Source organism: Curtobacterium sp. 9128, from assembly GCF_007673775.1.
GTDB lineage: Bacteria > Actinomycetota > Actinomycetes > Actinomycetales > Microbacteriaceae > Curtobacterium.
The window spans coordinates 422,231-447,979 of record NZ_VEAF01000002.1; the positions used below are offsets into that span (position 1 = coordinate 422,231).

The window sequence follows — 25,749 nt, forward strand, 5'->3', positions numbered from 1 at the left end:
GTTTCCATTGATAACGAAAGGACGTCACCATGATCGTCGTCACCGGCGCCACCGGCGCACTCGGCTCCGCCACCGTCCGCGCGCTCCTCGACCGCGTCCCCGCCGACCAGCTCGGCGTGAGCGTGCGGGACCCCGAGAAGGCCGCTGACCTCGCTGCCCTCGGTGTGCGGGTCCGCGCGGGGGACTTCGCCGACCCGGCGTCCCTCGCACACGCCTTCGACGGGGCCGACCGTGTCCTGCTCGTGTCGGGCTCGACGCTCGGGCCGGAGGGCGTGGCGCTCCACACCGCCGCCGCCCGGGCTGCGGTGGACGCGGGCGCGCAGCGCGTCTTCTACACGGCGCACCAGAACACCCGGGCGGCGTCCCCCGTGGCGTTCTCCGTCGACCACGCCCAGACCGAGGCCGCCCTCGCCGAGGTCGGCGCGCCCTGGACGTCGCTCCGGAACGGCTTCTACGCGCACACCGTCGGGTGGCTCATCGCCGGGGCGGTCGAGTCGGGCGAGCTGCTCCTCCCCGAGGACGGCCCGATCTCGTGGACCGACCGCGACGACCTCGCCGTCGCCGACGCCGTGCTCCTGTCCGGCGGCCCGGAGTTCGACGGCCCGACCCCCGCACTCACCGCACCCGAGGCGGTCACCTTCGCCGACGTCGCACGGATCCTCTCCGACGTCTCGGGGACGACCGTCCGCCGCACCGTCATCGACGACGACGAGTGGGTCGACCGGCAGGTCCGCCACGGCATGCCCGACGCAGCGGCACAGCTGATGCTCGGCATGTTCCGCGGTGCCCGGGCCGGGGAGTTCGACGAGGTCGACCCGCTGCTCGGCGAACTGCTCGGCCGTCGGCCGGTGTCGATCCGGACGGCGATCGAGCGCGCCGTGGCCTGACGCGCACCCGGCGGACCGGTCAGCCCCCGCCGTGGCCCGGAGCGTCGCCCGACTTCCCGGGTCCGGCGGCGGGGCCTCCGGGACCGGTGCCCTGCCCGCTGCGGTCCGCGACGGGCGTCTGCACCGGCAGGGTCGGCTGGACCGACGGCTCCGGACCGCGCGAGGGCTCGGTGGGCTGGGAGGGCTCGGCGGGCTCCGACGGCTCGGGTGCGACGGTCTCCGACGGTTCCGGAGCCGTCGTCTCGGACGGCTGCTCCTCGGGCTGCGAGGGCTCGTCGCTCGGCTGCTGCTCGACCGGCGCCGTGGGCGAGCTCGACTCCGTCGGCGCCGGGGCGCTGCCACCCCCGCCGAGCGCGAGCACCGCGGCGACGATGCCGGCGAGCACGAGCACGCCGACGACCACGAGCGTGATCACCAGACCCCGACGGCGCTTCCCCGCCGGCTCGTCCGACGAGGCGGGCGGCGCGGCCACCGGCACGCCCCCTCCGCCGCTCGGAGCGCCGGATCCGCGCTGGGCACCGAGCACGGTGGTCGCCACGTCGTCCTGCCGGGAGGCTCCGCTCGCCGGCATCACCCGGGTCGCGTCGTCCTGGGGTCGGGTCACGGGCATCGCCCGGGTCGGCTGGTCCGCGCCCGACATCGCGCGGGTCGGCTGGTCCGCGCCCGACATCGCCTGGGTCGCCTCGTCAGCCGACGCCGCCGCGGCGGCACCGGCCACCCCGGCGGCCGCAGCCGCCGGTGTCAGCGTGCCCGGGCCTCCCGGCAGCAGCTGGGTGGCCGGTGCCGCGTCGTCGTACGACAGTGCCCGGAGGCGGTCGGCCGCCTCGGACGCGGTCGGTCGCTCCGCCGGGTCCGTCGCGGTCATCACGTGCAGCAGCACGCGCCACGCCGTGGGCAGGGCGGCGTCGATCTCCGGCGAGCGCGTCAGCCGCGCCGTGGCGGACTCGACCGCCGTCCCCGGGAACGGCTGCCGACCGCTGAGGCTCTCGAGCAGCATCAGGCCGAGCGCGTAGACGTCGGCCTTGCCCGTCACCGGGTGGCCGAGGACCTGCTCCGGGGCGATGTAGGCGGCGGTGCCGACGACGGTGCCGGTGCCGGTGACACGGGCGGCGTCGCGGAGCAGGGCGATGCCGAAGTCGGCGAGCTTGACGTGCGCGCCGTCGGCCTCCAGGAGCACGTTCGCCGGCTTGACGTCCCGGTGCACGATGCCCTGCGCGTGGACCGCGGCCAACCCGTCCGCGACCTGGGCGCCGACGCGCGCGGTGGTGGCACGGTCGAGCGGCCCTTCGCGGAGCCGCGTGGCGAGGTCGCTGCCGGGGACGAGCTCCATGACGAGGTACGAGTCGCCGTCGGCGTCGTCGAGTGCGGCGTCGTACAGCGTGACGAGCGCCGGGCTCCGCAGGCCCGCGAGGACGTGGATCTCCGACTCGGCACGGGCGCGTTCCCCGTGGTCGACGGCCCCCATCCGGAAGACCTTGACCGCGACCTCGCGCCCGAGTTGCTCGTCGACGGCGCGGTACACGGAGGCCATCCCGCCGTGTCCGAGTGTGCCCGTGACCCGGTACCTGCCGCCGAAGACCCGTTCTTCCATGCGGGGAAACCTACCGGCTCCGCCTGACGGACGCGGTCGCGCCGGTCGCTTCCGCACCGTGGTGGAGGGCCGTCAGGGAGAAGCGGTGGGCGGTGATCACCACCGCGAGCCACGCCAGGCCCAGCGCCCAGGCCGCGAGCACGTCGGTCAGCCAGTGGTGCCCGAGGAACACCCGGGACAGGCCGATGGAGACGACGAACACCGTGCCGAGCGCCACCGTCCAGACCCGCGTCACCCGCCGCGACTCCCGGAGCAGCAGCAGGTACACGATGGTGCCGACGACGACGGTGGCGTTCAGGGTGTGCCCGGACGGGAACGACGGCGAGTGCTCGTACGGCGGCACCGCGTCGGCGAGCGGTGGGCGGGCGCGACCGACGAGGTCCTTGCCGGCGACCGTCATCAGCAGGGACCCGGCGCTCGCCGCGACCAGGAGGACGAGCGGGGTCCACGCCCGCCGCTGGATCGTGAAGCCGACCAGGAACCCGACGGCCACGACGGGCATCCCGATCGTCCCCGCGACGTTCGTCCACCACGTCACCGCGGTGTCGAGCCCCGGGGACCGCAGTGTCGTCATCCAGTCGAGCACCGGCCGGTCGAGCACGGCGACGTCGTCGGCCTCGCGGACGGCGTCGTAGACCTCCGAGGCGACCCACGTGCAGACCGCGGCGATGCCGATCCCGAGGAGCAGGGTGACGATCAGCATCGGCAGCACACCGAAGCGCTCCCCGAGCCGCGTCCACGCCCGTGCGGACACCTGACCGGCGCGGGTCCGCCAGGTGGTCAGGTCGACGTCGCCGACCCTCCGGTCCTCTGCGCGTGCTCCGTCGGCGTCCATCCGTCCACCCTGCCCGACGCTGATGTGCGCGGCACGGCCCGGACGGTCAGTCCTTCGCGCTGCCGTAGTCGTCGACGACCGCGACCGACAGCGGGAACGTGATCGGGAACGACCCGAACAGGATCCGCCCGGCGTCGACCGCGGCGGCCTCGACCTGCTCGGCGACCCACGCGGCGTCGGACTCGGGCACGTGCAGGACGATCTCGTCGTGCACGAAGAACACCAGGTGCCCGCCGTCGCGGAGCGGACCCTGCCACCGCGCGGCGAGCCGGCCGCGGAGGGACGCCATCCACGACAGCGCCCACTCGGCAGCCGTGCCCTGCACGACGAAGTTCCGGGTGAACCGCCCCCAGCTCCGGGCGCGTGACTCGACCGCGCGCTGCATCGCTGCCGTGCCGTCGACGGACCACGCCCGGCTGCGTGCTGCGAACCACGCGGGGTCGGGAACGGGCGACGTCCGCCCGAGTCGCGTCGTCACCGGCTCGCCGCGCTCCCCCGCGGCAGCAGCACGCGCGACGAGGTCGAGCGCGCGGGGGTACGCCCTGGCCAGCCGCGGGACGAGCCGGCCGCCCTCGCCCTGGGTGGCGCCGTACATGGCGCCGAGCATCGCCCCCTTCGCCTGCTGTCGCGTCTCCACGGCGCCGGAGGCCACGACGCCGTCGTAGAGGTCCCGTCCGTCGCCGGCGGCCGCCATCGCCAGGTCGCCGGCCATGGCGGCGAGCACCCGGGGTTCCAGCTGCGCGGCGTCGGCGACGACGAGCTTCCACCCGCGGTCCGCGACGACGGCCGACCGGATCGCCTTCGGGAGCTGCATCGCGCCGCCGCCGTTCGCGGCCCAGCGGCCGGTGACGACCCCGCCGACGGCGTACTCGGGGTGGAAGCGGCCCGCCTGCACCCACTCGTCGAGCCACGACCAGCCGTTCGCGGTGAGCAACCGGTACAGCCGCTTGTACTCGAGCAGCGGCTCGATCGCCGGGTGTTCCAGCCGCTGGAGCTCCCACTTCCGGGTGCTGTCGACGACCAGGCCCGCACGGCGCAGGGAACGCAGGACGTCGGCGGGCGAGTCGGGGTTCAGCGCGGGGTCGTCGAGGCGCTGCCGGAGCACCTCGGCGATCTCCTCGAGCCGCCGTGGTCGCACGCCGGCGGGCACCCGGGGGCCGAGGGCGTCCTCGAGCAGGCGCTCGTGCACGTCGGCGCGCCAGGGCAGCCCGGCGAAGCGCATCTCCGCGGCGACGAGCGCACCGGCGGACTCCGCGGCGAGGAGCAGCCGGAGCCCCCCGGGGTCGGTGGAGCCGGCCACCGCGGCGAGCTGCGCCCGGAACTCCGCGACCGGGTCGTCGTCGTCGGCCGGACGGCTGCCGTCGAGGAGCGCGTCGTCGAAGAGCTGCGTCTGGGTCGACCGGACGGGCCGCTCCTGGTGGGTCGGTGCGTCCCACGTGCCGTCCGGAGCCGCGGCGAGCGCCGAGTCCCGCGTGGCGACGGCGGTCCGCAGGATCCGGTGGCAGAGGCGCAGGTCGACGCACCGGGCGACCCGACCACCAGCGGCCAGGACGCTCGGGTACCAGCGAGCGGTGTCGTCCCACACCCACCGGAGCGGGCCGCCCCCGGTCGTGCCCCGGGCCTCCTGGTCGGCGACGTACCGGGGCAGGTCCGCGTCCGCGACGGTGACCGGGTCGCCGTCCGGTTCGCCGGAGGCCGTCAGGGGCGTCGCGAGGACGCCGCCGTCGACGCGGCTGAGGACGAGGTGCACGCATCGATCATGCCGTGTGCCGCCGTCCATGCCGCACCGGCCGCCGACCCGCGGGCAGTCTCCGGGTCGGCCGGAGACCGCCCGGTGCTCAGCGGTCTCGCGTGCGTCGGCGCAGCACGGAGACGGTCACCCCGGCGAGGAGCAGCAGGAGCGCCGCACCGGCCGAGGCGGCGAGGGACCCCGTCGCACCCGTGAACGCGAGCGCGGCGGGCTCCGGTCGGGCCGCGATGCGGAACGTCTCGCGCACCTCGTTCGACGCCACGGGGACGGTGCGTGCACGCTGCGCGCCCGGTGCGTCCTCGCCGGGCACCGGCGGACCGTCCGGGCGGACGACGGCGCCGGTGGCCTGGGCGTGGAACGCGACGACGCCGGCACGCTCGTCGTCGTCCGAGACCCGCGAGGGCGTCACGGCGGTGCACGACGTCGCTGCCCCCGGGGCGAGCACGACGGCATCGCACCGGGTCGCCCCGGCACGGGTGCTCGTGACCGCGAGGGTGTCCACCACGAGGTTGCTCGTGTTCGTCACCCGGTAGCGGGATGCGACCGTCGCGTCGACGCGCAGCGGGGTCGTGGACGGTGTCCACTCGGCGGCGAGGAACAGCGCGGACGCCGCGTCGAGTCCGACCGTGACGGTGCTGTCCGCGGAGACCGTCACGCCGTCGGGGGCGGAGGCCGTGGCGGTCTCCGGCAGGTCGAGGGAGCCGTGCTCGATCGCCGGCTGGTCGAGCACGAGCGCCTGGACGGAGCACGTGACCGTGGCTCCGGGTGCGAGCGGCTCGGCGGGGCAGTCCACGGCGAGGTCCGGGTGCCCGGTCAGCGTCGCCGCCGGGTCGATCAGCGTGGTCGTCCCGGTGTTCGTGACGGTGATCGCCGACGCGACCAGGTCGCCGGCGAGCGGGACCGGGTGCTCGGACGCCGCCAGGTGCGCGGTGATCTCCGTCGCGATCGAGGACGTCCGCGGCACGACCACGGTGTCGTCGGCGCTGGCCTCGACCGGCTCCCCCGCGGGGTCGATGCCGGTGGCGTGGTGGGTGAACGACACGCGTCCGGCGTCGACGTCCTCCTGGGTCAGCTCGTGGTCGCCCACGGTGCACTCGGCGTGCTCGCCGGGCGCGAGGACGTCCGGGCAGCGGACGGGGAGGCCGTCACGCCCCGCGATCGCACCGCGGACGTCGTGGAGGGTGACGTTGCCGGTGTTCACGACGGCCACCACGAGGTGGACGGGATCACCGGGCTCCGGTCGCGCACCGGCCAGGGTCGCGGTGATCGTCGTGCCGATCGCCGGCGCGCGCTGCTCGGTGGGCTGCTCGGCGTCCGCGGAGGCGCGGACCTCGGCGCCGCGCGGGGACACCGCCACGGCCTCGACGGTGTCGCGGATCGCGCCGGCGTCGACGTCGGCCTGCCGGACGGCGCGGGCCGGGGTCGTGCACGTGGTGCTCGCGCCGACGGCGAGGGTGCGGTCCTGACAGGTGACGGTGCCGTTCGCGCCGGTGAGCGCGAGGTCGGACACGGTGCGGGTCCCGGTGTTCGTCACGACCTGACGGAACGCGATCTGCTCGCCGACGTCGGCGAGACCGTCCTCGTCGCCGCCGGTCAGCACCGGAGTGTCGGTCACCGCGAGGGCGTTCTGCTCGGCGAGGAAGGTCGTGCTCGCCGGCCCCGGGAGTTCCAGTCCGACGTGGTCGCGGACGGTGGACGCATCGACCGTGTAGGTGGTGGCCTGCTCGGAGGTCACGTCGACGGACACCGAGCAGGACGCCTCACCCGACCGGAGCCCACCGACGACGCCGACGGTCGAGCCGCCGCCGGTGACGTCCACCCGACCGGCGTCGCAGGTCGTCGTCGCCGCCGGGTCCTGCGCGAGCACCAGACCCGCCGGCAGGGCCTCGGTGAACGACCATCCCGGCTTCGCGCCGAGCTCGGTGGTGTTCCGGACGGTGAAGGTCAGGCGGGTGGTCTCCCCGACGAACGGCCGGGTGCCGTCGAAGGCGTTCTCCAGCTGCGGCGTCGCGTCGTACACGGTGACGGCGTCGACGGCTCCGTCGTTCCCGACCGAGTTCGCCTGCCGGTTGCGCATGACCCAGCCGAGGGAGTCGCTCTGCATCAGCACCGCCGCGTCGGACACGAAGTGACCACCGCGCACGGTGAACCCGCCCGCCGTGTAGCTCTGGGACCCGGGCGAGGAGCACGGGTCGATCGACCGTGCGTTCACCGGCCGCTCGGTCGTCCCGTCCACCAGGGCGAAGTCGAGCAACGGGTGGGCCTGGCCACAGGACCCGGCGACGGCGTCGACGCCGAAGGTCACGAACCGACCGGGCTGGCCGACGTCCGTCCGGCCCACCGTCCGGAGCTGCACGGCGCGGGCGGGCGTGTCCCGTGAGCGGGTCCAGGCGCTCAGCGAGTGGTTGGTCTGCGGGTCGGTGCCCGTGATGCGCCCGAGGACCTCGCTGAAGGTGCTGATCGCCCCCTCCGCACTCTGGCAGGCGCCGCTCGGCACGAGTGCGTTCATCACGACGCCGTTGCACTCGGCTCGGTCGATCCACGCGGGATCGGCGGTGTACCGGGAGCCCTGCGCGCCGACGTACTGGTCGATCATCACCGCTGAGGAACCCACACCGTTCTCGAAGTCCTCGGTGAAGAACCGTCGGGGTGGGGACGCAGCAGCGGGAGTGGCCGCGGCGACCCCGGTGGTGTCGGTGCGGGGTGCGGCGACGGCGGGCGACGGGAGTGGGACGACGAGGGCGGTGGCCGCGACGGCGAGCACCGCGCCGGCGACCACCCGCAGCGTGGCAGGGGAACAGGGAGGGAGCATGGAATGCAACATATCGACGCACCGAGGCGGTGCGAGGGCTGCATCCGTCAGCGCGGTGCGACACGCGCGATGATCGCGAGATCATCGACGATCCGGCACCTCGGGAGGGCTCACTGCTCCGTGCGACCCGTTCCACCCGGGCGGACCGCGGCGGTGTCGGCGACGTCGATGCGCACGGTGCCGTCCTGCTCCTCGTGGACCTCGACGCGCGGGGCCTCGTCGTGGGCGTCCGACCCGGACATCCGGCGGAGGGTGTCGTGCCGTCGCTCCTCGAAGGACATGTCGACGCCGTCGTCCAGGTGGTCACGGTCTGGTTCGCTCATGCGGGCGACGGTACGCCGGATCACCCGGGCGGGAACGACCGAGGCGGTGTCGGGGGCGGTGTCGGGGGCAGCGGGCGCCCGCGTCGGAGCGACAGTGTCGACGTCGTACGACAGCGACGATGTCGCTCCTTGCCGGGAGCAGCAGTTGCGCGCGCGTCGCGGCGACAGGGTCGACGTCGTACGACAGCGACGATGTCGTTCTGGGTCGCGTCCGCCCACGTGGCGCACCCCGCCGCCCGTCACGCGACGGGCGCGGTCCCCGTGCGCTCGGTCCAGTGGCCGCCGGCGGCCCACCGCTCGTGCACGGCCCGCTGCAGGCGCCCGGCGGGACGCGCAGCGCGGGCCGCCTCGAGCGAGGACCCGAACACGAACTTCGCGACGCTGGCGTCCCCCTCCCCGGCGTCGTGCGGCCCCGGCGGGAGCAGCCGGAACCGCCCGGCGAACCGCACGAGGTTGGCATCGGGCCCGAGCGCCGCCGCGAGCCCGGGGTCGAGCATCCACGACCGGCAGCTCCACACCGTCGCTCGGTGACGGGGCGCGAGACGACGGAGGAGTCCGGGTGCGTCGGCGAGCGACCGGTCACAGGCCTCCGGATCGAGCGGGCCGGTCTCCGGGACGTGCACGCCCCACGCCGGCGTGCCGTCCGGCAGGTGCGTGCCCAGTTCGACCTGGAGGCGCCCCACGGCCACCACACGCCCGGTCGCGACCGCGCAGAGCCAGTCCCACCCGGTGCCAGCCACCCCGTACCGCTCGCGTTTCCGCGCCACGTCCGCGACGCTCGCAGCCGCCTGGTCGACCGTCGCGCCGTGCGCGAGGAGCCACGCGGTCGTCCGCGGCAGCACGGCGTCGACGGCGGCCATCGCGAGGTCGTCCCGATCGCCGACCGGGGCGCCGGCGACGCTCGCCGCGAGCTGCGTGGCGAGCGTCGCCGGGTCCTGCAGGCGACCGACGGCGGCGGCGAGCAGGGCGACGGAGGCGGGCAGCGCCTCCCGGCTCACTTGAGGCCGGACGAGGCGAGCCCGTCGATGACCCGACGCTGCAGCACGATGAACATGATCAGCACGGGCGCCATCGCCATGAGGCTGGCGGCCATGAGCACCGGGTAGTCGATCGTCCGGTCGCTCGACAGCGTGGCGAGACCGGCCGCGAGCGGCATGTCCTCTGCGCGGGTGGACACCACGAGCGGCCAGAGCAGCTCGTTCCACGACCAGAGCACGGTGGTGATCGCCAGGACGCTGATCGACGGACGGGCCAGGGGCAGCATGATCCGCCAGAAGACCTGGAACGGGTTCGCTCCGTCCATGCGGGCCGCTTCCTCGAGTTCCGGCGGCATGTTCAGGAACGCGGTGCGCATGAGGAACGTGCCGAACGCGCTGAACAGTCCCGGCGCGACGATCCCGGCCAGGGTGTCGAGCCAGCCGAGCCCCTGCACGATCTGGTACTGCGAGATCAGGTAGACCTGCGACGGCACCAGCAGGATCGACAGCACGATCCCGAGGAGCACGGCGCGACCACGGAACCGCATCCGGGCGAAGGCGTAGCCGGCGAGCGTGCAGAGGACGATCTGCGCGAGGGTGCGGATGACCGTGACCCAGATCGACGTGCCGAGCTGGCTGAGGAAGGGCAGCCGTTCGAACACCGCCGCGAAGTTGTGCCACTGCAGCTCGCCGGGCCAGAAGGTCGGGGTGACCGACTGCACCTGCGCGTTCGTGGACAGCGACATGATGATCTGCCAGAGGAAGGGGAACGCCATCACGAACCCACCGACGCCGAGGACGACGTGGATCCACCAGTGGGACCCGCCTCGACGTCCCGGGCGGCGGCCGGTGCGGACCGGCGTGGAGGATGCGGCACTCATGACTGGACCCACTTCCGCTGCAACCGGAACTGCACGAGCGTCACGATGCCGATGAGCACGAAGATCACCATGGCGATCGCTGCCGCGAAGCCCTTGTCGTTGTCGATGAACCCGGCGCTGTAGAAGTAGAAGACGAGGGACATCGTCTTCGGGATCACCGGGTTGGTGCTGCCGAGGATGGCGTAGAGCAGGTCGAACAGCTGGAAGCTCGAGATCGTCGTCACGATGACGACGAAGAAGATGCTCGGCGTCAGGAGCGGCACGGTCACCGAGCGGAACTGCCGCCACCGGCTGGCGCCGTCGAGCTCCGCGGCCTCGTACAGCTCCGGCGGGATGTCCTTGAGTCCGGCGCCGAGGATGATCATCGAGAACCCGAGCGACGACCACAGTCCGACGAGGCTCACGGCGACCAGGGCGAACCCGGGCGTCGAGATCCAGTACGGGCCGTCGATGCCGAAGCGTCCGAGGAACCAGTTCACGATCCCGTAGTCGCCGTTGAACATGATGCGCCAGACGAGTGCGATGGCCGCGGGCATCGCCACGTACGGCAGGAAGAACAGCACGCGGTAGAACTGGGCGAACCGCAGTCCCGGCGTGTTCAGCAGGCTGGCGAGCCACACCGCGATCGGGATGCCGATCAGGACGATCGCGGTGTAGATCACGGTGTTGAGCAGCGACTGGTACAGCTGCGGGTCGGCGAGCAGGCGACCGTAGTTCGCGAGCCCCGAGAAGGTTGCGCCGCCGAACACGCCCCACGTCGTGAACGAGTACCAGAACGTCTGAATGATCGGCCAGATGTAGAACGTCCCGACGCCGACGAGCAGCGGCAGCACGAACAGCCACGGCCAGACGCCGTCGGTGCGGCCCCTGCGGGGTGCGCGGTCGCCGCCGGGGGCGCCCCGCCCGGACGCGTGCTGCGTCCGGGCGGGGCCGGCGACGGGAGTGGTCGCCGTGTCGGGTTCGGGGGTGCTGGTGGACTCCGTGTGGATCGTCATCGGGTCACTCCGCGACGCCGGAGCGTCACTGCTCCTTCGCGAGGGCGGCGTCCATCTTCTGCGCGAGGTCCTTCGCGACCTCGTCGACGGGCTTCGACCCGTCGAACGCACTCGGGAGCAGGTTCGTCTCGAGGGTGTTCCACGCGGCCGTGTTCTTCGACACGGGCAGCGGCTTCGCGTAGTCCACCGCGTCGAGGAAGACCTGCAGGTCGGCGTCGGGCATCGTCTTCGTGAAGGCGTCCTGCGTGCCGGTGTACGCCGGGATGATCGCGCCCATGTCGCCCTGCTGCTGCTGGGCGGCCTTGCTCGCGAGGTAGACCTGGAGCGCCTGCGCGGCGGCCTTGTGTGGGGAGTTCGCCGAGACCACGTTCGAGACACCGTGGATGACGGTGGCCTGCTCCTTGCCCTTCGGCAGCGGGTAGACCACGACGTCCTTCTCCATCGCCGTGCCGGTCAGTGCCGAGCGGAACCAGCTGCCGCCCTGGTACATCGCGAGCTTGCCGGACGTGAACCACTGGTCGGCGGTGGTGTCGGTGAGCTGCTTGATCGACGGCGACGCCCCCGACGTGATCAGGTCGGTCCAGAACTGCAGGCCGGCCTCGGACGCCGCCGTGTCGTACTCGGACTTCGTCCGGTCCTTGTTCAGCACCGACCCACCGGCCTGGAAGATCGTGTCGTAGTAGGTCGTCTGCCCGTCCATGCCCGCTGCAGCGCCGTACGCACCCTGCGCCTTCAGCTTCTGGGAGAGCTCGGCACCGGTCTTCTGGAAGTCGTCCCAGGTCCAGTCCTTGGCGGGCAGCGGCACCCCGGCCTGCTCGAACAGGGCCTTGTTCACCCAGACACCGATCGTGTCGAAGTCCTTCGGGACGCCGTACTGGGTGCCGTCGTAGGTGTAGAGGTCGTTGAGCGCCGACGAGTAGTTCGACGGCGTGATCGCGCCGGACTTCACCTCGCCCGTGATCGGCGCGATCTTGCCGTTCGCCGCGTAGAGCTGGAAGTTCGGCCCGTTCATCCAGAACACGTCGGGCAGGGTGTTGCTCGAACCCTGCGTCTGCAGCTTGGTCCAGTAGCTGGCGAAGGGGGTGACATCGACGTTGACCTTGATGTCGGGGTACTCCTCGTTGAAGCCCTTGAGGTTCGCCTTGATCGCCGCCACCTGGTTCTCGTCCCAGACGGCGTAGTCGATGGTCGCCTTCGTGTCCTTCGCGGCCTTCTCGTAGGAGCTACCGGATCCGGTCGCGCCCGAGGAGGTGGAGCAACCGGCGAGCAGTGCGGCCGCGCCGAGTGCGGCGACGGCGCCGAGGAGCAGGCGGCGACGGCGGCGGCCGCCTCCGGTCGCTCCGGCGGGGGTGTGTGCGGGCATCGGGTGGTCCTTTCGCACGGCCGTCAGCGCGTGACGGTCTGGGTGGGGAGGGTGAAGTGGGCGATCGTCTCGGCCGGGAGGCTCGGGACGTCGATGGGCACGGAGCCGTTCCGGAGCGAGCGGGTCGCCAGGGCGCCGGCGGCGACCGCGGCACGGGCCGCGATCGGGGACAGTGCGGTCGGTTCGCCGAGGGCGACGCTCCGCAGGAACTCGGTCATGGTGAGCAGGTCGGCGTCCGCGTGGCCGTCCTCGACGCCGTCGATCGGGTACTCGCGGTCGCCCTGGACGTCCCACCCGCGGCGGTGGTTCCAGACCTTGACCACGCCGCCGCCGGTGTCGCCGACGTTCTCGAGCCGCCCCTCGGTCCCGATGACGGTGTAGTTGCGCCAGTAGTCCGGGGTGAAGTGGCACTGCTCGTAGCTCGCCTGGACGCCGTTGTCGAGGGTCATCATGACCATGGACACGTCCTCGACGTCGACGACCGGGTTGAGGCCGGCCTGCTCGAGCGGCGGCCAGTTGTCGAGGGAGAACCAGTCGCCCATCAGCTCGCCGCTGCGGTCGCGTCGGTCGGTCACGTCGCCGTACACGGACAGCGACCCCATGCCGACCACGCGCTGGGTGAAGCCACCGGCGAGGGCGTGGATGACGTCGAGGTCGTGGCTCGCCTTCTGGAGGAGCAGCGAGTTCACCTTCGTCCGGTCGGCGTGCCAGTCCTTGAAGTAGTAGTCCCCGCCGTTGCCGACGAAGTGCCGGCACCAGACGGCCTTGACCTCGCCGATCTCGCCGCGGTCGACGATCTCGCGCATCAGCCGCACGACGGCCGCGTGCCGGAAGTTGTGGCCCACGTACAGCGGCGTGCCCGACTCGGCCGCGGCGGCGAGGACGGCGTCGGCGTCCTCGACCGTGATCGCGAGGGGCTTCTCGAGGTAGACGGCGATGCCCGCGCGGAGCAGGTCGATGGCGATCTCGGCGTGGGTCCAGTCCGGGGTGGTGACGATCGCGGCGTCGACGTGCCCGACGAGGTCGCGGTGGTGCTCGACCACGAGGGCGTCCGGGTAGTCGGCGTGCCCGCGCTCGCGACCGGCGGCGGTGACGTCCGCGACGGCCGCCACACGGGCCTCCAGGTCGGGGGCGGCTGCTGCCGCCTCGGCGACGTGCCGGGCGATGGCGGACCGCTGGCCCATCCCGACCACCGCGACCCGCAGTGTCGTGTTCGTGTCGTCGCTCATCTCGCTCCCTTGCGTGAATGTGACCACCATGATGCCCAATCGATCATGAATGCACAATAGGCGCTCATGGATCGCTCATGGAAGCGAGATGCAGGGGTTTTACACGCCGGTAACGTCCGGCCCGGCTCGACGGCCGTCGCCGTCGGTCCTCAGTCGGCGACGACGAGCTCCACGCCTGCGGCCGCGAGGTCGGCCGCGAACGACGGCGGCACCGGCTGGTCGGTGACCAGCACGTCGATCCGGTCGAGCGGGCAGATGCGCGCGAACGTCGCGCGCTCGACCTTGGTGGAGTCGGCGACGACGACGACCCGGCGACCGACCGCCGCGAAGTGCCGGCTGACCTCGGCCTCGCCCTCGTGCATGGTCGTGGCGCCGTACTGCCCGGTCAGCCCGTCGACGCCGAGGACGACCACGTCGAGGGCGAACTCGTCGAGGGTGTCCCGGACGAGCGGCCCGACGAGTTCGTAGGACTGCCGTCGCGCCACGCCCCCCGTGACGACGATCTTGACGTTCGCGCGGACGGAGAGTTCGTACCCGATGTTCAGGGCGTTCGTGACGATGGTGATGCCGTACTCGCCGTCGGCGCGGATGAACCGTTCGCTCTTGCCGAGGGCGCGGGCGACCTCGGTCGTGGTCGTCCCGCCGTTCAGGCCGACCGTGTCCCCGGGCGACACCAGGGCGGCCGTGGCACGGGCGATCGCCGTCTTCGCCTCGGCCTGCCGTGCGATCTTGTACTGCAGCGGCAGCTCGTACCCGGCGCCGAGCGCGGCGGCCCCGCCGTGCGTGCGGGTGACGAGCCGTTGGTCCGCGAGCGTCGTGAGGTCCCGCCGGGCGGTCGCCGGCGAGATGCCGAGCATCTCGCCGATCTCGGCGATCGACACGTTGCCCCGTTCACTCACGAGTTCGAGCAGGGCGTTGAGCCGCTGTTGCGGAGTCATGCCCGACATCCTACGGGCGCATCCGATCGGGCCACATGATCGGAAATGACGTTTTTCTCTCGCTTCGAGCACGATCGCTCGCTATGCTGCCGTCCATCCTGATCACCCGGATCGGGAACGGACCGGAAGGCTCCCATGACCGACACCTTCGTGAGTGCAGAGCTCACGTCGCAGCCGGAGACCTGGCGCGCCGCCGCCGCGCTGCTCCCCTCCTTCGGCGACTCCCTCCCCCAGCCGGGCGAACGCGTGGCCGTCGTCGGCTGCGGCACCAGCTGGTTCATCGCGATGAGCTACGCCGTCGCCCGCGAGCAGGCCGGCCTCGGTGTCACGGACGCCTTCGCCGGCTCCGAGTACCCGACCGGCCGCGAGTACGACCGCGTCGTCACGATCAGCCGCTCCGGCACGACGACCGAGATCATCTCGCTGCTCTCCGAGCTCACGACGCAGCGCACCGTCCTCATCACCGCCGTCCCGGACAGCCCCGCCGCCGCCGTCGCGGACGCGGTCGTCGCACTGCCCTTCGCCGACGAGCGTTCGGTGGTCCAGACCCGGTTCGCGACGACGACGCTCGCGCTGCTCCGCGCGGCGCTCGGTGACGACGTGCAGGCGCTCGCCGCCCAGGCCGAGCGCGCGCTCGCGCTGCCGATCGACGACCTCCTCGACGCCGAGCAGGTCACCTTCGTCGGCCGCGGTGCCGCGGTGGGCCTCACCGCCGAGGCCGCGCTCAAGACGCGGGAGGCCGCGCAGTTCTGGGCCGAGTCGTACCCGGCGATGGACTACCGGCACGGACCGATCGCGATCGCGCAGCCCGGCCGCCTGGTCTGGTCGCTCGGACAGGCGCCGGAGGGCCTCGAGGACGAGGTCGCCGCGACCGGCGCCCGGTTCGTCCACCACGACCTCGACCCGATCGCCGGACTCGTCGTGGTGCACCGGTTCGCGGTCGCCCTCGCCGAGCGCCGCGGGCTCGACCCGGACCACCCGCGCTCCCTGACCCGCTCGGTCATCCTCACCTGATGGCCGGCGTCGGGGCCGTGCTCGGGGTCGACGTCGGCGGCACGGGCATCAAGGCGCGGCTGACCGACCTCGACGGACGGGTGCTCGCCGAGCACCGCGTCCCGACCCCGCGGGACGACCACGACGCCGTGGCCCTCGCAGCGACGATCGCGACGATCGCCACCACCGTCACCGCGCCGGGGTCGCCGTCGCTCGACGCGATCGGCGTCGTCGTCCCCGGCGTGGTGGACGAGCGCGCCGGCACCGTCGCGCTCGCGGTGAACCTCGGGTGGCGGGACGTGCCGGTCCGTGCCCGGATCGTGGAGGCGCTCCGCACGCAGGGCGTCGACGTGCCGCTCACCTTCGGGCACGACGTCCGCGCCGGGGCCCTGGCCGAGGTGCGTGGCCGCGGCGTCGACGGTCCGGGCAGCCCTGACGCGCTGTCCGGCTCCGTCGCCTTCGTGCCGGTCGGCACCGGCCTCGCGAGCGCGCTCGTGGTCGACGGTGTCGTCGTGGACGGGAACGGTTGGGCGGGCGAGATCGGCCAGGTGCGGATCCAGCACGGCCCCCACGCCGGGGCCCGGGTCGAGGAGGTCGCCTCGGCGAGCGCCGTCGCCCGCCGCACCGCGGCGCCCAGCGCCCTCGCCGCGGTGCTCCGCGTCCAGCAGGGCGATCCCGACGCCGTCCGGGTCTGGCGGGAGTGCGTCGAGACGCTCGCCGACGCGATCGGGTGGATCACCGCCGTCGCGGGGTGCCACACCGTCGTCGTCGGAGGCGGGCTCGCCGAGTCCGGACCGCTCCTGCTCGACCCGCTCCGCACGGCCGTGGCGGACCGCCTCGTCGGCCTGGGGCAGCCGAGGATCGTCCGCGCCCGGCACGGCGACGCAGCCGGTGCCATCGGCGCCGGACTGCTCGCCCGCGACGTGCTGGTCGGGCTCGACGACCGGGCGGTGCTCCGGTGAGCGTCCTGGTCCGCACCGATCGGCTCGTCACGGCGACCGCGGTCGTCGAGCACGGCTGGGTCCTCGTCGAGGACGGTCGGGTCGCCGCCGTCGGCTCCGGCGAGGCCCCGCGGCACGACTCCGTGGTCGAGCCGACGGGCACCGTCCTGCCGGGGTTCGTCGACCTCCACGCGCACGGCGCGCTCGGCCACGACTTCGCGAGCTGCACGGCGGACGAGGCCCGTACTGCGGTCGCCCACCACGCCGGTCGCGGCACCACCGCGGTCGTGGCCTCCGTCGCCACGGGCACCCCGGACGCCACCGAGGCGGCCCTCCGACGCCTCCGCCCGCTCGTCGCCGACGGCACGCTCGCCGGTCTGCACCTCGAGGGGCCCTGGCTCGCCCCGTCCCGCCGCGGCGCCCACGCCGCGGACCTCCTGCACGCTCCGACCACCGCCGAGGTCGAGCGGTTCCTCGACGCCGGCGGGGGTGCGCTCCGGATCGTGACCCTCGCTCCGGAGCTCCCCGGGGCGTCCGACGCGATCACGCGCCTGGCCGACGCCGGTGTCGTCGTCGCGATCGGGCACACCGACGCGGACGCGGACACCACCCGCCGGGCCGTCGACGCGGGTGCCACCCTCGTCACCCACCTGTTCAACGGCATGCCGCCGCTGCACCACCGCGCACCGGGGCCCGTCGGGGTCGCCCTCACCGACGACCGGCTCACCGTCGAGCTCATCGTCGACGGACACCACCTCGACGACACCACGGTCGACCTCGTCCTGGACGGTGTCGGCGGTCGGGCGGTGCTGGTGTCGGACGCGATGGCGGCGACGGGCTGCCCGGACGGCGAGTACCGCATCGCCGGGTCCGCGGTGGTCGTCACCGACGGGGTGGCGATGCTCGCCGACGGCTCGTCGCTCGCGGGCAGCACGAGCACGGTCGCGGACGGCGTCGCCCGTCTGCTCGCGCGCTCGGGTACGCCGACGACGGCCCAGCTCGTCGAGGCGGTGACCGTGTCGTCCGCGAACGCTGCCCGGCTGCTCGGGCTGCCCGGACCGCTCAGCGTCGGCTCCCGTGCCGACCTGGTCCACATCGCGCCGGGGACGGACTCCCCGCGCCCACTCGTCGTGGAGGCATCCGCATGATCGTCGTCGTCACCCCGAACCCCGCCGTGGACGTCACGTACCGCGTCGACGAACAGCGCATCGGGACGACGCAGCGCGTCCGCCACGTCGAACGGCGTCCGGGCGGCAAGGGGCTCAACGTCGCCCGGGTCCTCGAGGGCGAGGGCGTCCGCACCCACGCCGTGCTGCCACTCGGCGGCGCCGCCGGGGTGTGGGTGGCCGACGCCGTCCGCGGGCTCGGGCTCGACGTCACCGCGGTGCCGGTGCCCGGCGAGACCCGGACGACGGTCACCGTCGTCGACGACGCCGCGCACCCGACGATGTTCGGGGAACCCGGTCCGGTCGTGCCGCCCGCCGCGTGGTCCCGCGTCGACCAGGCCGTGCGCGACGCCGTGCACAGCACCGGCACCGGCACCGGCACCGGCACCGGCGACGACGGTGACCGTGGCGACCCGGCACGGGCGCTCGTCGTCGCGGGGTCCCTCCCCGCTGGTGCCGACCCCGCCGTGGTGACGCCGTGGGTGACCGACGCCGTCGCCGCCGGGCTCCTCGTCGTCGCCGACCTCTCCGGGCCCGCACTCCTCGCCGCCGCCGACGCCGGCGCCACCGTCTGCAAGCCGAACCGCGACGAACTCGCCGAGGCCACCGGGCAGCGGGACGAACGGGCCGGTGCGCTCGAACTCCTCCGCCGCGGCGCCGGGCTCGTCGTGGTCTCCCGCGGTGCGGACGGCATCGCCGCGCACACGCCGGACGACGTCGTCGAGGTCCCGGCCGTCCCCGGGGTCAGCGGGAACCCGACCGGCGCCGGGGACGCGGCCACCGCCGGGCTCGTCCTCGCACTCACCGACGGAGCCGACCTCGGCGCCGCCCTCCGTACCGCGGCGGCGTTCGGCGCCGCCGCGGTCCTCCGGCCCGTCGCGGGCGAGATCGACCGCGACGCCGCCCACCGTTTCCGCTCCGCCACCACCCCCACCGGGAGTCCCGCATGATCACCGACCTCGCCCTCTCCGGGCTGCTCGACACCGCCCGCACGGCCCGCCGGGGCGTCGGCGCCTTCAACGTCGTCCTGCTCGAACACGCCGAGGCGATCGTGCAGGGTGCGTCGGCCGCCGGACTGCCGGTGGTCCTGCAGATCAGCGAGAACTGCGTGCGGTACCACGGCGGCCTCGCACCGATCACGTCGGCGACGCAGGCGATCGCCCGGGCCGCGGACGTCGAGGTCCTCGTGCACCTCGACCACGTCGAGGACCCGGAGCTCGTCGCCGAGGGGATCGACCTCGGCGTCGACTCGATCATGTACGACGGGTCGCACCTCGACTACGCGGCCAACGTCGAAGCCACGCGGGTCCTGTCGGAGCGCTGCCACGCCGCCGGCATCGCGATCGAGGCCGAGCTCGGCGAGGTCGGCGGCAAGGACGGCGTCCACGCGCCCGGCGTCCGGACCGACCCCGCGGACGCCGCCGCGTTCGTCGCAGCCACGGGGGTGGACGCCCTCGCCGTCGCGGTCGGGACCTCGCACGCCATGCAGACCCGGGAGGCCTCGGTCGACCGGGAGCTCATCGCACGACTGCACGACACCGTCCCGGTGCCGCTCGTGCTGCACGGGTCCTCGGGCCTGTCCGACGAGGAGCTCCGTGGCGCGGTCGCGGCCGGGATGACGAAGGTCAACATCTCCACGCACCTGAACGGGCTGTTCACGCGGGCGCTCCGGGACGTGCTCGACGACCGGCCGGAGCTGGTCGACCCGCGGCGCTACGTCGCAGCCGGGCGGGACGCCGTCGCCGCCGAGACCGCGCGGCTCCTGACGCTCCTGCACGCCTGACCGGGACCACGAGCGGACCCGGGGGGGCCGTCAGCAGAGCGGGACGTTCACCGCCAGACCGCCCATCGCGGTCTCCTTGTACTTGCTCGACATGTCGGCGCCCGTCTGCCGCATGGTCTCGACCACCTGGTCGAGCGACACGTGGTGCACGCCGTCGCCCCGGAGCGCCATCCGCGCCGCGTTCACGGCCTTGTTCGCGGCGATCGCGTTGCGCTCGATGCACGGGATCTGCACGAGGCCGCCGATCGGGTCGCAGGTCAGTCCGAGGTTGTGCTCCATCGCGATCTCGGCGGCGTTCTCGACCTGCTCGGGTGTGCCGCCGAGGACCTCGGCGAGCCCGGCGGCGGCCATCGACGCGGCCGAACCGACCTCGCCCTGGCAGCCGACCTCGGCGCCGGAGATCGACGCGCGCTCCTTGTAGATCGACCCGATCGCGCCGGCGGTCAGCAGGAACCGGACGACGGTGGCGTCGCGGTGGTCGGCCGTGATCCCGGGGACGTAGGTCAGCGCGTAGTACAGCACCGCGGGGATGATGCCCGCGGCACCGTTCGTCGGCGCGGTGACGACCCGACCGCCGGACGCGTTCTCCTCGTTCACGGCCATCGCGGTGAGGTTGACCCACTCCATCGCGAAGAGCGGGTCGTGGCCGGGGTCGTCCCGCGTGAGCTGCTCGAACCAGGTGGCCGCGCGGCGGCGGACGTCGAGCCCGCCGGGGAGCGTGCCGGAGCGGCGGACGCTCCGGTCGACGCACGCCTCCATGACGTCGTGGATCCGGAGGAGGCCAGCGCGGACCTCGTCCTCGCTGCGGGTGGCGACCTCGTTCGCGAGGGCGATGCCGCTCACGGGGAGCCCGGTGGCGGCACAGGCGGCGAGGAGTTCGGCGCCGCTGGAGAACGGGTACGGCACCGCGTCGTCGACCGGGATGGCCGCCTCGGACACCGTCGTCGGCTCGTCCTCGCCGTCGCGGGTGATGAAGCCCCCGCCGACGGAGTAGTACGTCTCGACGGCGAGCTCGGACCCGTCGGCGTCGAAGGCCCGGAGCCGCATGGCGTTCGGGTGGCGCGGCAGCATCGTGAGGGGGTGCTGCACGACGTCTCGGAGGCGGAACGGCACGGTCTGGCCGCCGGAGAGCCGGAGCGTGCCCGACTCCTCCAGCGTGTCGAGCGCCGCGGCCATGGCGTCCGGGTCGACGTCCTCGGGCTGCTCGCCCGTGAGGCCGATCGCCACGGCGCCGAGCGTCCCGTGCCCCTGCCCCGTCGAGGCCAGCGAGCCGTACAGGTCCACCCGGATGGTCACGAGCGGCAGCTCGGCTACGCGCTCGGCGAAGTCGGCGGCGGCGCGCATCGGCCCCACCGTGTGCGAGCTCGACGGGCCGACACCGACGCTGAACAGATCGAAGACGGAGACCGGCACGCCCGCCACCCTAACCCGTCCGGACGGCCGGTTCCCCGATGGGGACGACCGTCACGGGACGAGGACGATCTTCCCGCGCGTGTGCCCCTGCTCGAGCTCCTCGTAGGCGTCCTGCACGCGCTCGAGCGGGTAGGTCGCGGCGACGGGGAGCTCGATGGCACCCTCGGCGACCATGTTCGCGAGGGCTCCGAGGATCTCCGGGTCGGCGGTGTCGGTGCTGCCGGACGCCTTCGCGCCGACCTCGCCGGCCGCCTCGAACGCGATGATCGTCTCGATGCGGTCCGCCGGGATGCCGAGCGCGATGCCGAGCCGCACGTACTCCTCGCCGTGCGTGTCGATGAGCGCGTCGACGCCGTTCGTCGCGAGCTCCTGGATGCGTTCCTGCAGCCCGTCACCGTAGGCGACCGGACGTGCGCGCTTCGAGGCGAGCCACTCGTGGTTCGCCTCCGAGGCGACGGCGATGACGTCGACGCCCTCGTTGGTGAGCAGCTGCGTGACGAATCCACCGACGCCACCCGCCGCGCCGGAGACGACGACGGTCTCACCCGGGCGCGGGTCGACGGCACGAACCGCGGCGGCGGCGGTGGTCGCGACGACGTCGAACCCGCCGGCCACCGACCAGTCCAGCAGCCGGGGCTTCTGGACGACCTGTTCGGCTGGCACCGACACGTACTCGGCCTGGCTGGCGCGGTCCCACGACCAGCCCATCACCTCTTCGCGCTCGTCGACGCCGTCGACGCCCTCGCCCACCGCGACGACGATGCCGGCGAAGTCGGTGCCCTGGCCGGACGGCAGGTCCCCGCCGAACGCGCCCTGACGGATCGCGGACTCGCCGGGGTTGATCCCTGCCGCGCGCACCCGCACGAGGACACGGCCCGGCTCCACCGCGGGAACGGGGACCTCGGCGACGTGGAGCACGGATCGGTCACCCCACTCGTCGAAGCGGACGGCGCGCATGGTCTCAGGAAGATCACTCATCGACAGTGACGCTACGCCTCAGCGCGGACCACTTCCCGGTTGGAGCGCTCCTTCGCTGCCGTGTCGGCGGTCGCCCCCGTGGCACACTGATCGCATGCCGATCCTCCACAAGGACATGCAGGTGTGCATCTCCCTCGCGGCCCGGCCGAGCAACATCGGCACGCGGTTCCACAACTTCCTCTACGACGAGCTCGGGCTCGAGTTCGTCTACAAGGCGTTCACCACGACCGACCTGCCCGGGGCCGTCACGGGCATCCGCGCGCTCGGCATCCGGGGCTGTTCGGTCTCGATGCCGTTCAAGGAGGCGGTCATCCCCCTCGTCGACGTCGTCGAGGACTCGGCGACCGCCATCCAGTCCGTCAACACCGTCGTGAACGACGACGGCGTGCTCACCGCGTCGAACACCGACTACGAGGCGGTCGCCGCCCTGCTCGACACGCACGCGGTTGACCGGGAGGCTCGGGTCCTGCTCCGCGGGTCCGGCGGCATGGCGAAGGCGGTCACCGCGGCGTTCCGGGGTGCTGGGTTCGCGCACCTCACCGTCGTGGCGCGCAACGCCGAGACCGGCCGGGCGCTCGCCGACCAGTACGGCTACGGCTGGGTCGGCGCCGAGGACGAGGCCGGCGACGCCGACGTGCTGGTGAACGTCACCCCGCTCGGCATGGACGGCGACGAGGCGGAGACGCTCGCCTTCGCGACGGACCGCATCGACGCGGCGCACACCGTCTTCGACGTGGTCGCCTTCCCCTCCGAGACACCGCTGGTGCGCGCGGGACGCGACCGCGACCGGCACGTCATCACCGGCGCCGAGGTCATCGCCCTGCAGGCGGCCCGCCAGTTCGAGCGCTACACGGGCGTCGCGCTCACCGACGACCAGGTGCGTCGCGCCAGCGCGTTCTCGCGCGCCGTCTAGGCGACCGGACGACGGCCGGGAGGCCCGGTGCCAGCTGGCACCGGGCCTCCCGGCGAGCGGTCAGTGCTTCCCGGCGCGACCGGTCGCGACCCAGCTGAGCCGGCGGATGCTCTCGTGGTTGCGGAACCAGATCCCCGGCTGCGCGATGAACCCAGGCACCAGCGATCCCGGTCCCGCCACCGGGTTCTCCCGCAGCGTGACCCGGCAGCCGCGGGGGTGCGGCTCCACCTCGACCTCGACACGGGCCTCCCCGACCGGCCACCCGCGTGCCTGGATGACCAGCCGTCGCGGCGCGTCGAGCTCCAGGACGGTGGTCGTGTCGTTGATGACCAGGGGCCAGACGCCGAACGAGTGGTGGATGCGCGTGCCCACGGCGGGCCATCCCGCGTCCTCCCCACGCATCCGGGACGCCCCGACCACCCAGGTCGTGTAGAGCCAGCCGTCGCCGAGGACGTCGAAGACGTCCTCGGGCGTGCAGTGCATGATGCGGACGTTCTTCGCCATGATCAGTCCTCCGGTGCGAGATCGACGTCGACGGGCAGTCCGAACGTGTGTCGGAGCGCACTCTTCGCCGCGTGCCACCCTGCCATGCCGTGCACCCCGGGGCCAGGAGCGGCCGCCTCCGAGCACAGGTACATGCCCCCGCCCATCCGCCACGGATCACTCGACAGCAGCGGACGCTTGACCAGCTGCCAGAAGCTCGCGGCACCGGCGGCGATGTCGCCGCCGACGTAGTTCGGGTTGTACCCGGCCATCTCCACGGCGGTCCGGGAGCTCGACGCGAGCACGGTGTCACGGAAGCCGGGTGCGAAGCGCTCGATCTGGCGGGTGACGGCCTCGGTCTGGTCGACGTCGGAGCCCGCGGGGACGTGCGCGTACGCCCAGAACACGTGCTTGCCCTCGGGCGCCCGGGACGGGTCGACGACGGTCGGCTCGGAACCGAGGACGTACGGCCGGTCCGCGTGGCGACCGTTCGCCACGGCGTGCTCGGCGGCGGCGATCTCACCGCGGGTCCCGCCGATGTGCACCGTGCCGGCCCGCCGAAGGCCCGGGTTCGTCCACGGCACCGGGTCGGAGAGCGCGAAGTCGACCTTCGCCGCGGCGTTGCCGAACCGGAAGCGACGGAGGGCACCGCGGCGCGGCCTCGGGATCTGGGCCCCCGCGATCTGCAGCATCCCGGGGACGCTCGTGTCGAACAGCACCGCCTTCGCCTGGGTCAGGTCGCCGAGCGACCGGACGTGCTGCCCGGTGACGATCCGTCCACCGTGGGCGACCAGGTCGTTGGCGAGCGCGTCGACGATCGCCTGGCTGCCCCCGATCGGCACCGGCCAGCCCCTGGCGTGCGCGTACACGCCGAGCGACAGGGCTGCAGCGGCGGTCGCGAGGGAGGGCATGTGCTGGATCGAGTGCGCCGCGACCCCGGACACCATCGCCGGGGCGACGTCCCCCCGGAACCGGGCGTTCCACGCTCCCGTGCCCTGCTCCAGGGCGCGGAGGCCGAAGCGCAGGACCGTGATCGGGTGCTGTGGGACGTTCAGCAGCGCTCCCGTGGCGAAGTGCGACACCCGGTCGGCGTTCCGCGCCAGCGGGGCCATCAGGTTCCGGAACGCCGGGCCGTCCACGCCGAGCTCCGCGACGGTCTGCTCGAGGTCGCGGTGGGCGAGTCCCGCGCGGCCGCCGTCGAGCGGGTGCCCGTACTGCACCTCGGGCAGGCGCAGCTCGATCCGTCGCTCCATCTGGAACGCGCGGAAGAACTCCGACTGCAGGGCCATCGGGTGCACGGCGGAGCAGACGTCGTGGTGGAAGCCGGGCAGCGTGAGCTCAGCCGTCCTCGCACCGCCGCCGATGGTGTCGTTCCGCTCGACGACCTCCACCGACAGACCGGCGCGCGCCAGCGTCACTGCTGCGGCGAGCCCGTTCGGACCTGCCCCGACCACCACCGCATCGACCATGGCCCGAGCCTACGAGCCGCAGATCATGCTGGTTCAGGTACCGCGCTCGACGCCGAGCAGATGGTTGCAATCTGATGTTCTACATGGCAGTTTCGTCCCACGACCTCCTTGGTCGAAGAGCTCCCGACGCCGATGTCGGGAAGAAGGAGACAAGAATGTCCATCTCGTCCATCCGCCGCACCCGCGCCGTCCTCGTCATCGGAGCGGTGACGTCAGTCCTCGCAGCTTCGCTCGTCGCCTCACCCGCGGTGGCGGCTGATCAAGCGCCATCTGCGGTGTCGGACTCCTCCTGGTCAGCACTTGATCGGGCGATCGATGGTTCGACGTTCGACGGCAGGACCGCCCTGGAGGCCGGTGTCGACCCCGCGCTGGTGGAGGACTTCGCCACGGGCTGGGCGATCACCGGCAAGCCGACCGAGAACGTCGATGTCGACGTCGATCTCGTACGGGAGCTCGGGCAGATCTCCGCTCGAGCCTGCTCCGGGAAGAACCGGCTGGACTACACGGGGATCCAGCTGAACGCGTACCTGGACTCGTGCAACAGCTCGAAGCTCCTGGGAATGGTCCAGCAAGCCGCCGGTGTCGGTGTCATCGCCGCAGCGATCACGTCCTGGACGGGAGTCGGCGGCCTCGCGGCCGGGACGATCGCCGGGGCGTTGGCCATCAGTGCTGGTGTGCTCCAGGTCTGCTCATCGAACGGTCGGGGCATCGCGGCACACATGATCCCTCCGACCGCCGTCATGTGGTGCAACAACCAGTGACCGCCTCCGCCAACGACCGCCGGGTCCGGATGGCTCGTTTCGCGTCGAAACTCCTCGCGATCGTCTCGGCGGCGCTCGGGGGTGGCGCTGTCGCGCTCAGTTTCGCGGCGACGACGGTCCTCCTACCCGATCGTGCGGCCACCGACACCCTTCATCACTGGGCATTCATCTTGATCGCTTCCGGCCTCATCGGCGTCGGCGTGGCCTCGATCCTTCGGCATCACGCCCGCGAGCGATGAACTCAGGTACCGCGATCTCGCAGCACCAG

General features: G+C 73.1%; 24 protein-coding genes. 9 read left to right on the forward strand and 15 right to left on the reverse strand.

The annotated features are described in order from the left end of the window. The first annotated feature begins 29 nt into the window (after window positions 1-29). Entirely contained in the window at window positions 30-887 is an 858-nt protein-coding gene (locus tag FS641_RS05220; protein ID WP_144760911.1) for an NmrA family NAD(P)-binding protein, read from the forward strand. 19 nt (window positions 888-906) lie between these two features. Here the strand turns inward: FS641_RS05220 and FS641_RS05225 are convergent, their stop codons facing one another. From FS641_RS05225 to FS641_RS05275, 11 genes are all read right to left on the reverse strand, one after another. Further along, entirely contained in the window at window positions 907-2,478 is a 1,572-nt protein-coding gene (locus tag FS641_RS05225) for a serine/threonine-protein kinase (protein WP_144760914.1), read from the reverse strand. A 10-nt stretch (window positions 2,479-2,488) separates the two neighbouring features. After that, window positions 2,489-3,313, reverse strand: coding sequence for a phosphatase PAP2 family protein (locus tag FS641_RS05230; protein WP_144760917.1), 825 nt, complete (start codon window positions 3,311-3,313; stop codon window positions 2,489-2,491). Between the two features lie 46 nt (window positions 3,314-3,359). Beyond that, complete coding sequence (locus FS641_RS05235; RefSeq protein WP_144760920.1) at window positions 3,360-5,063, reverse strand: bifunctional 3'-5' exonuclease/DNA polymerase; 1,704 nt, start codon at window positions 5,061-5,063, stop codon at window positions 3,360-3,362. 88 nt (window positions 5,064-5,151) lie between these two features. Further along, the gene (locus tag FS641_RS05240; RefSeq protein ID WP_144760923.1) at window positions 5,152-7,875 is read right to left on the reverse strand and encodes a hypothetical protein; all 2,724 of its coding nucleotides are present in this window, start codon (window positions 7,873-7,875) and stop codon (window positions 5,152-5,154) included. A gap of 110 nt (window positions 7,876-7,985) precedes the next feature. Next, entirely contained in the window at window positions 7,986-8,198 is a 213-nt protein-coding gene (locus tag FS641_RS05245) for a multidrug transporter (protein ID WP_144760926.1), read from the reverse strand. Between the two features lie 239 nt (window positions 8,199-8,437). After that, entirely contained in the window at window positions 8,438-9,196 is a 759-nt protein-coding gene (locus tag FS641_RS05250) for a hypothetical protein (protein WP_144760929.1), read from the reverse strand. Next, window positions 9,193-10,056: a carbohydrate ABC transporter permease gene (locus FS641_RS05255; protein ID WP_260855694.1), complete on the reverse strand. Its 864-nt coding sequence runs from the start codon at window positions 10,054-10,056 to the stop codon at window positions 9,193-9,195. The genes FS641_RS05250 and FS641_RS05255 overlap by 4 nt, the downstream gene beginning before the upstream one ends. Then, entirely contained in the window at window positions 10,053-11,051 is a 999-nt protein-coding gene (locus tag FS641_RS05260; RefSeq protein ID WP_144760932.1) for a carbohydrate ABC transporter permease, read from the reverse strand. The genes FS641_RS05255 and FS641_RS05260 overlap by 4 nt, the downstream gene beginning before the upstream one ends. Window positions 11,052-11,076: 25 nt before the next feature. Further along, window positions 11,077-12,414, reverse strand: coding sequence for a sugar ABC transporter substrate-binding protein (locus FS641_RS05265; protein WP_144760935.1), 1,338 nt, complete (start codon window positions 12,412-12,414; stop codon window positions 11,077-11,079). A gap of 23 nt (window positions 12,415-12,437) precedes the next feature. Then, entirely contained in the window at window positions 12,438-13,643 is a 1,206-nt protein-coding gene (locus FS641_RS05270) for a Gfo/Idh/MocA family protein (protein ID WP_144760938.1), read from the reverse strand. 149 nt (window positions 13,644-13,792) lie between these two features. After that, window positions 13,793-14,581 (reverse strand): DeoR/GlpR family DNA-binding transcription regulator, encoded by a 789-nt coding sequence (locus tag FS641_RS05275; protein ID WP_186317582.1) that lies wholly within the window; start codon window positions 14,579-14,581, stop codon window positions 13,793-13,795. A gap of 135 nt (window positions 14,582-14,716) precedes the next feature. Between FS641_RS05275 and FS641_RS05280 the strand changes: the two genes are divergently transcribed. Genes FS641_RS05280 through FS641_RS05300 form a run of 5 tightly spaced genes read left to right on the forward strand, consistent with a single transcriptional unit; the run spans window position 14,717 to window position 19,464 of the window. Then, window positions 14,717-15,595 carry an SIS domain-containing protein gene (locus tag FS641_RS05280; protein ID WP_144760944.1) on the forward strand — a complete coding sequence of 293 codons (879 nt, stop codon included), beginning with the start codon at window positions 14,717-14,719 and terminating at the stop codon, window positions 15,593-15,595. Next, window positions 15,595-16,536, forward strand: a complete 942-nt coding sequence (locus FS641_RS05285) for an ROK family protein (RefSeq protein ID WP_144760947.1) — start codon at window positions 15,595-15,597, stop codon at window positions 16,534-16,536. The genes FS641_RS05280 and FS641_RS05285 overlap by 1 nt, the downstream gene beginning before the upstream one ends. Further along, window positions 16,533-17,663 carry an N-acetylglucosamine-6-phosphate deacetylase gene (nagA, locus tag FS641_RS05290; protein ID WP_260855695.1) on the forward strand — a complete coding sequence of 377 codons (1,131 nt, stop codon included), beginning with the start codon at window positions 16,533-16,535 and terminating at the stop codon, window positions 17,661-17,663. Before FS641_RS05285 ends, nagA begins: the two co-directional genes overlap by 4 nt. Then, window positions 17,660-18,631, forward strand: coding sequence for a 1-phosphofructokinase family hexose kinase (locus FS641_RS05295; RefSeq protein ID WP_144760950.1), 972 nt, complete (start codon window positions 17,660-17,662; stop codon window positions 18,629-18,631). Before nagA ends, FS641_RS05295 begins: the two co-directional genes overlap by 4 nt. Then, window positions 18,628-19,464, forward strand: coding sequence for a class II fructose-bisphosphate aldolase (locus FS641_RS05300; protein WP_144760953.1), 837 nt, complete (start codon window positions 18,628-18,630; stop codon window positions 19,462-19,464). The genes FS641_RS05295 and FS641_RS05300 overlap by 4 nt, the downstream gene beginning before the upstream one ends. 30 nt (window positions 19,465-19,494) lie before the next feature. Here the strand turns inward: FS641_RS05300 and FS641_RS05305 are convergent, their stop codons facing one another. Both FS641_RS05305 and FS641_RS05310 read right to left on the reverse strand, forming a co-directional pair. Then, entirely contained in the window at window positions 19,495-20,877 is a 1,383-nt protein-coding gene (locus tag FS641_RS05305; RefSeq protein ID WP_144760956.1) for an L-serine ammonia-lyase, read from the reverse strand. A 51-nt stretch (window positions 20,878-20,928) separates the two neighbouring features. Then, window positions 20,929-21,855 carry an NADP-dependent oxidoreductase gene (locus tag FS641_RS05310; protein WP_260855696.1) on the reverse strand — a complete coding sequence of 309 codons (927 nt, stop codon included), beginning with the start codon at window positions 21,853-21,855 and terminating at the stop codon, window positions 20,929-20,931. 94 nt (window positions 21,856-21,949) lie between these two features. On the opposite strand from FS641_RS05310, the gene FS641_RS05315 reads away from it, so the two are divergent. Next, the gene (locus FS641_RS05315) at window positions 21,950-22,768 is read left to right on the forward strand and encodes a shikimate 5-dehydrogenase (protein WP_144760959.1); all 819 of its coding nucleotides are present in this window, start codon (window positions 21,950-21,952) and stop codon (window positions 22,766-22,768) included. 60 nt (window positions 22,769-22,828) lie between these two features. On the opposite strand, the gene FS641_RS05320 is transcribed toward FS641_RS05315, so the two are convergent. Together FS641_RS05320 and FS641_RS05325 are read right to left on the reverse strand one after the other, a co-directional pair. Beyond that, window positions 22,829-23,272, reverse strand: a complete 444-nt coding sequence (locus FS641_RS05320) for an SRPBCC domain-containing protein (protein WP_144760962.1) — start codon at window positions 23,270-23,272, stop codon at window positions 22,829-22,831. Between the two features lie 2 nt (window positions 23,273-23,274). Further along, entirely contained in the window at window positions 23,275-24,720 is a 1,446-nt protein-coding gene (locus FS641_RS05325) for an NAD(P)/FAD-dependent oxidoreductase (RefSeq protein WP_144760965.1), read from the reverse strand. Window positions 24,721-24,875: 155 nt separating this feature from the next. Here FS641_RS05325 and FS641_RS05330 point away from each other — a divergent pair, with 155 nt between their 5' ends. Beyond that, a complete protein-coding gene (locus FS641_RS05330; protein WP_144760968.1) occupies window positions 24,876-25,481 on the forward strand; it encodes a hypothetical protein in 606 nt (201 codons plus the stop codon). Continuing rightward, entirely contained in the window at window positions 25,478-25,720 is a 243-nt protein-coding gene (locus FS641_RS05335) for a hypothetical protein (protein ID WP_144760971.1), read from the forward strand. Before FS641_RS05330 ends, FS641_RS05335 begins: the two co-directional genes overlap by 4 nt. Window positions 25,721-25,749 lie beyond the last annotated feature (29 nt).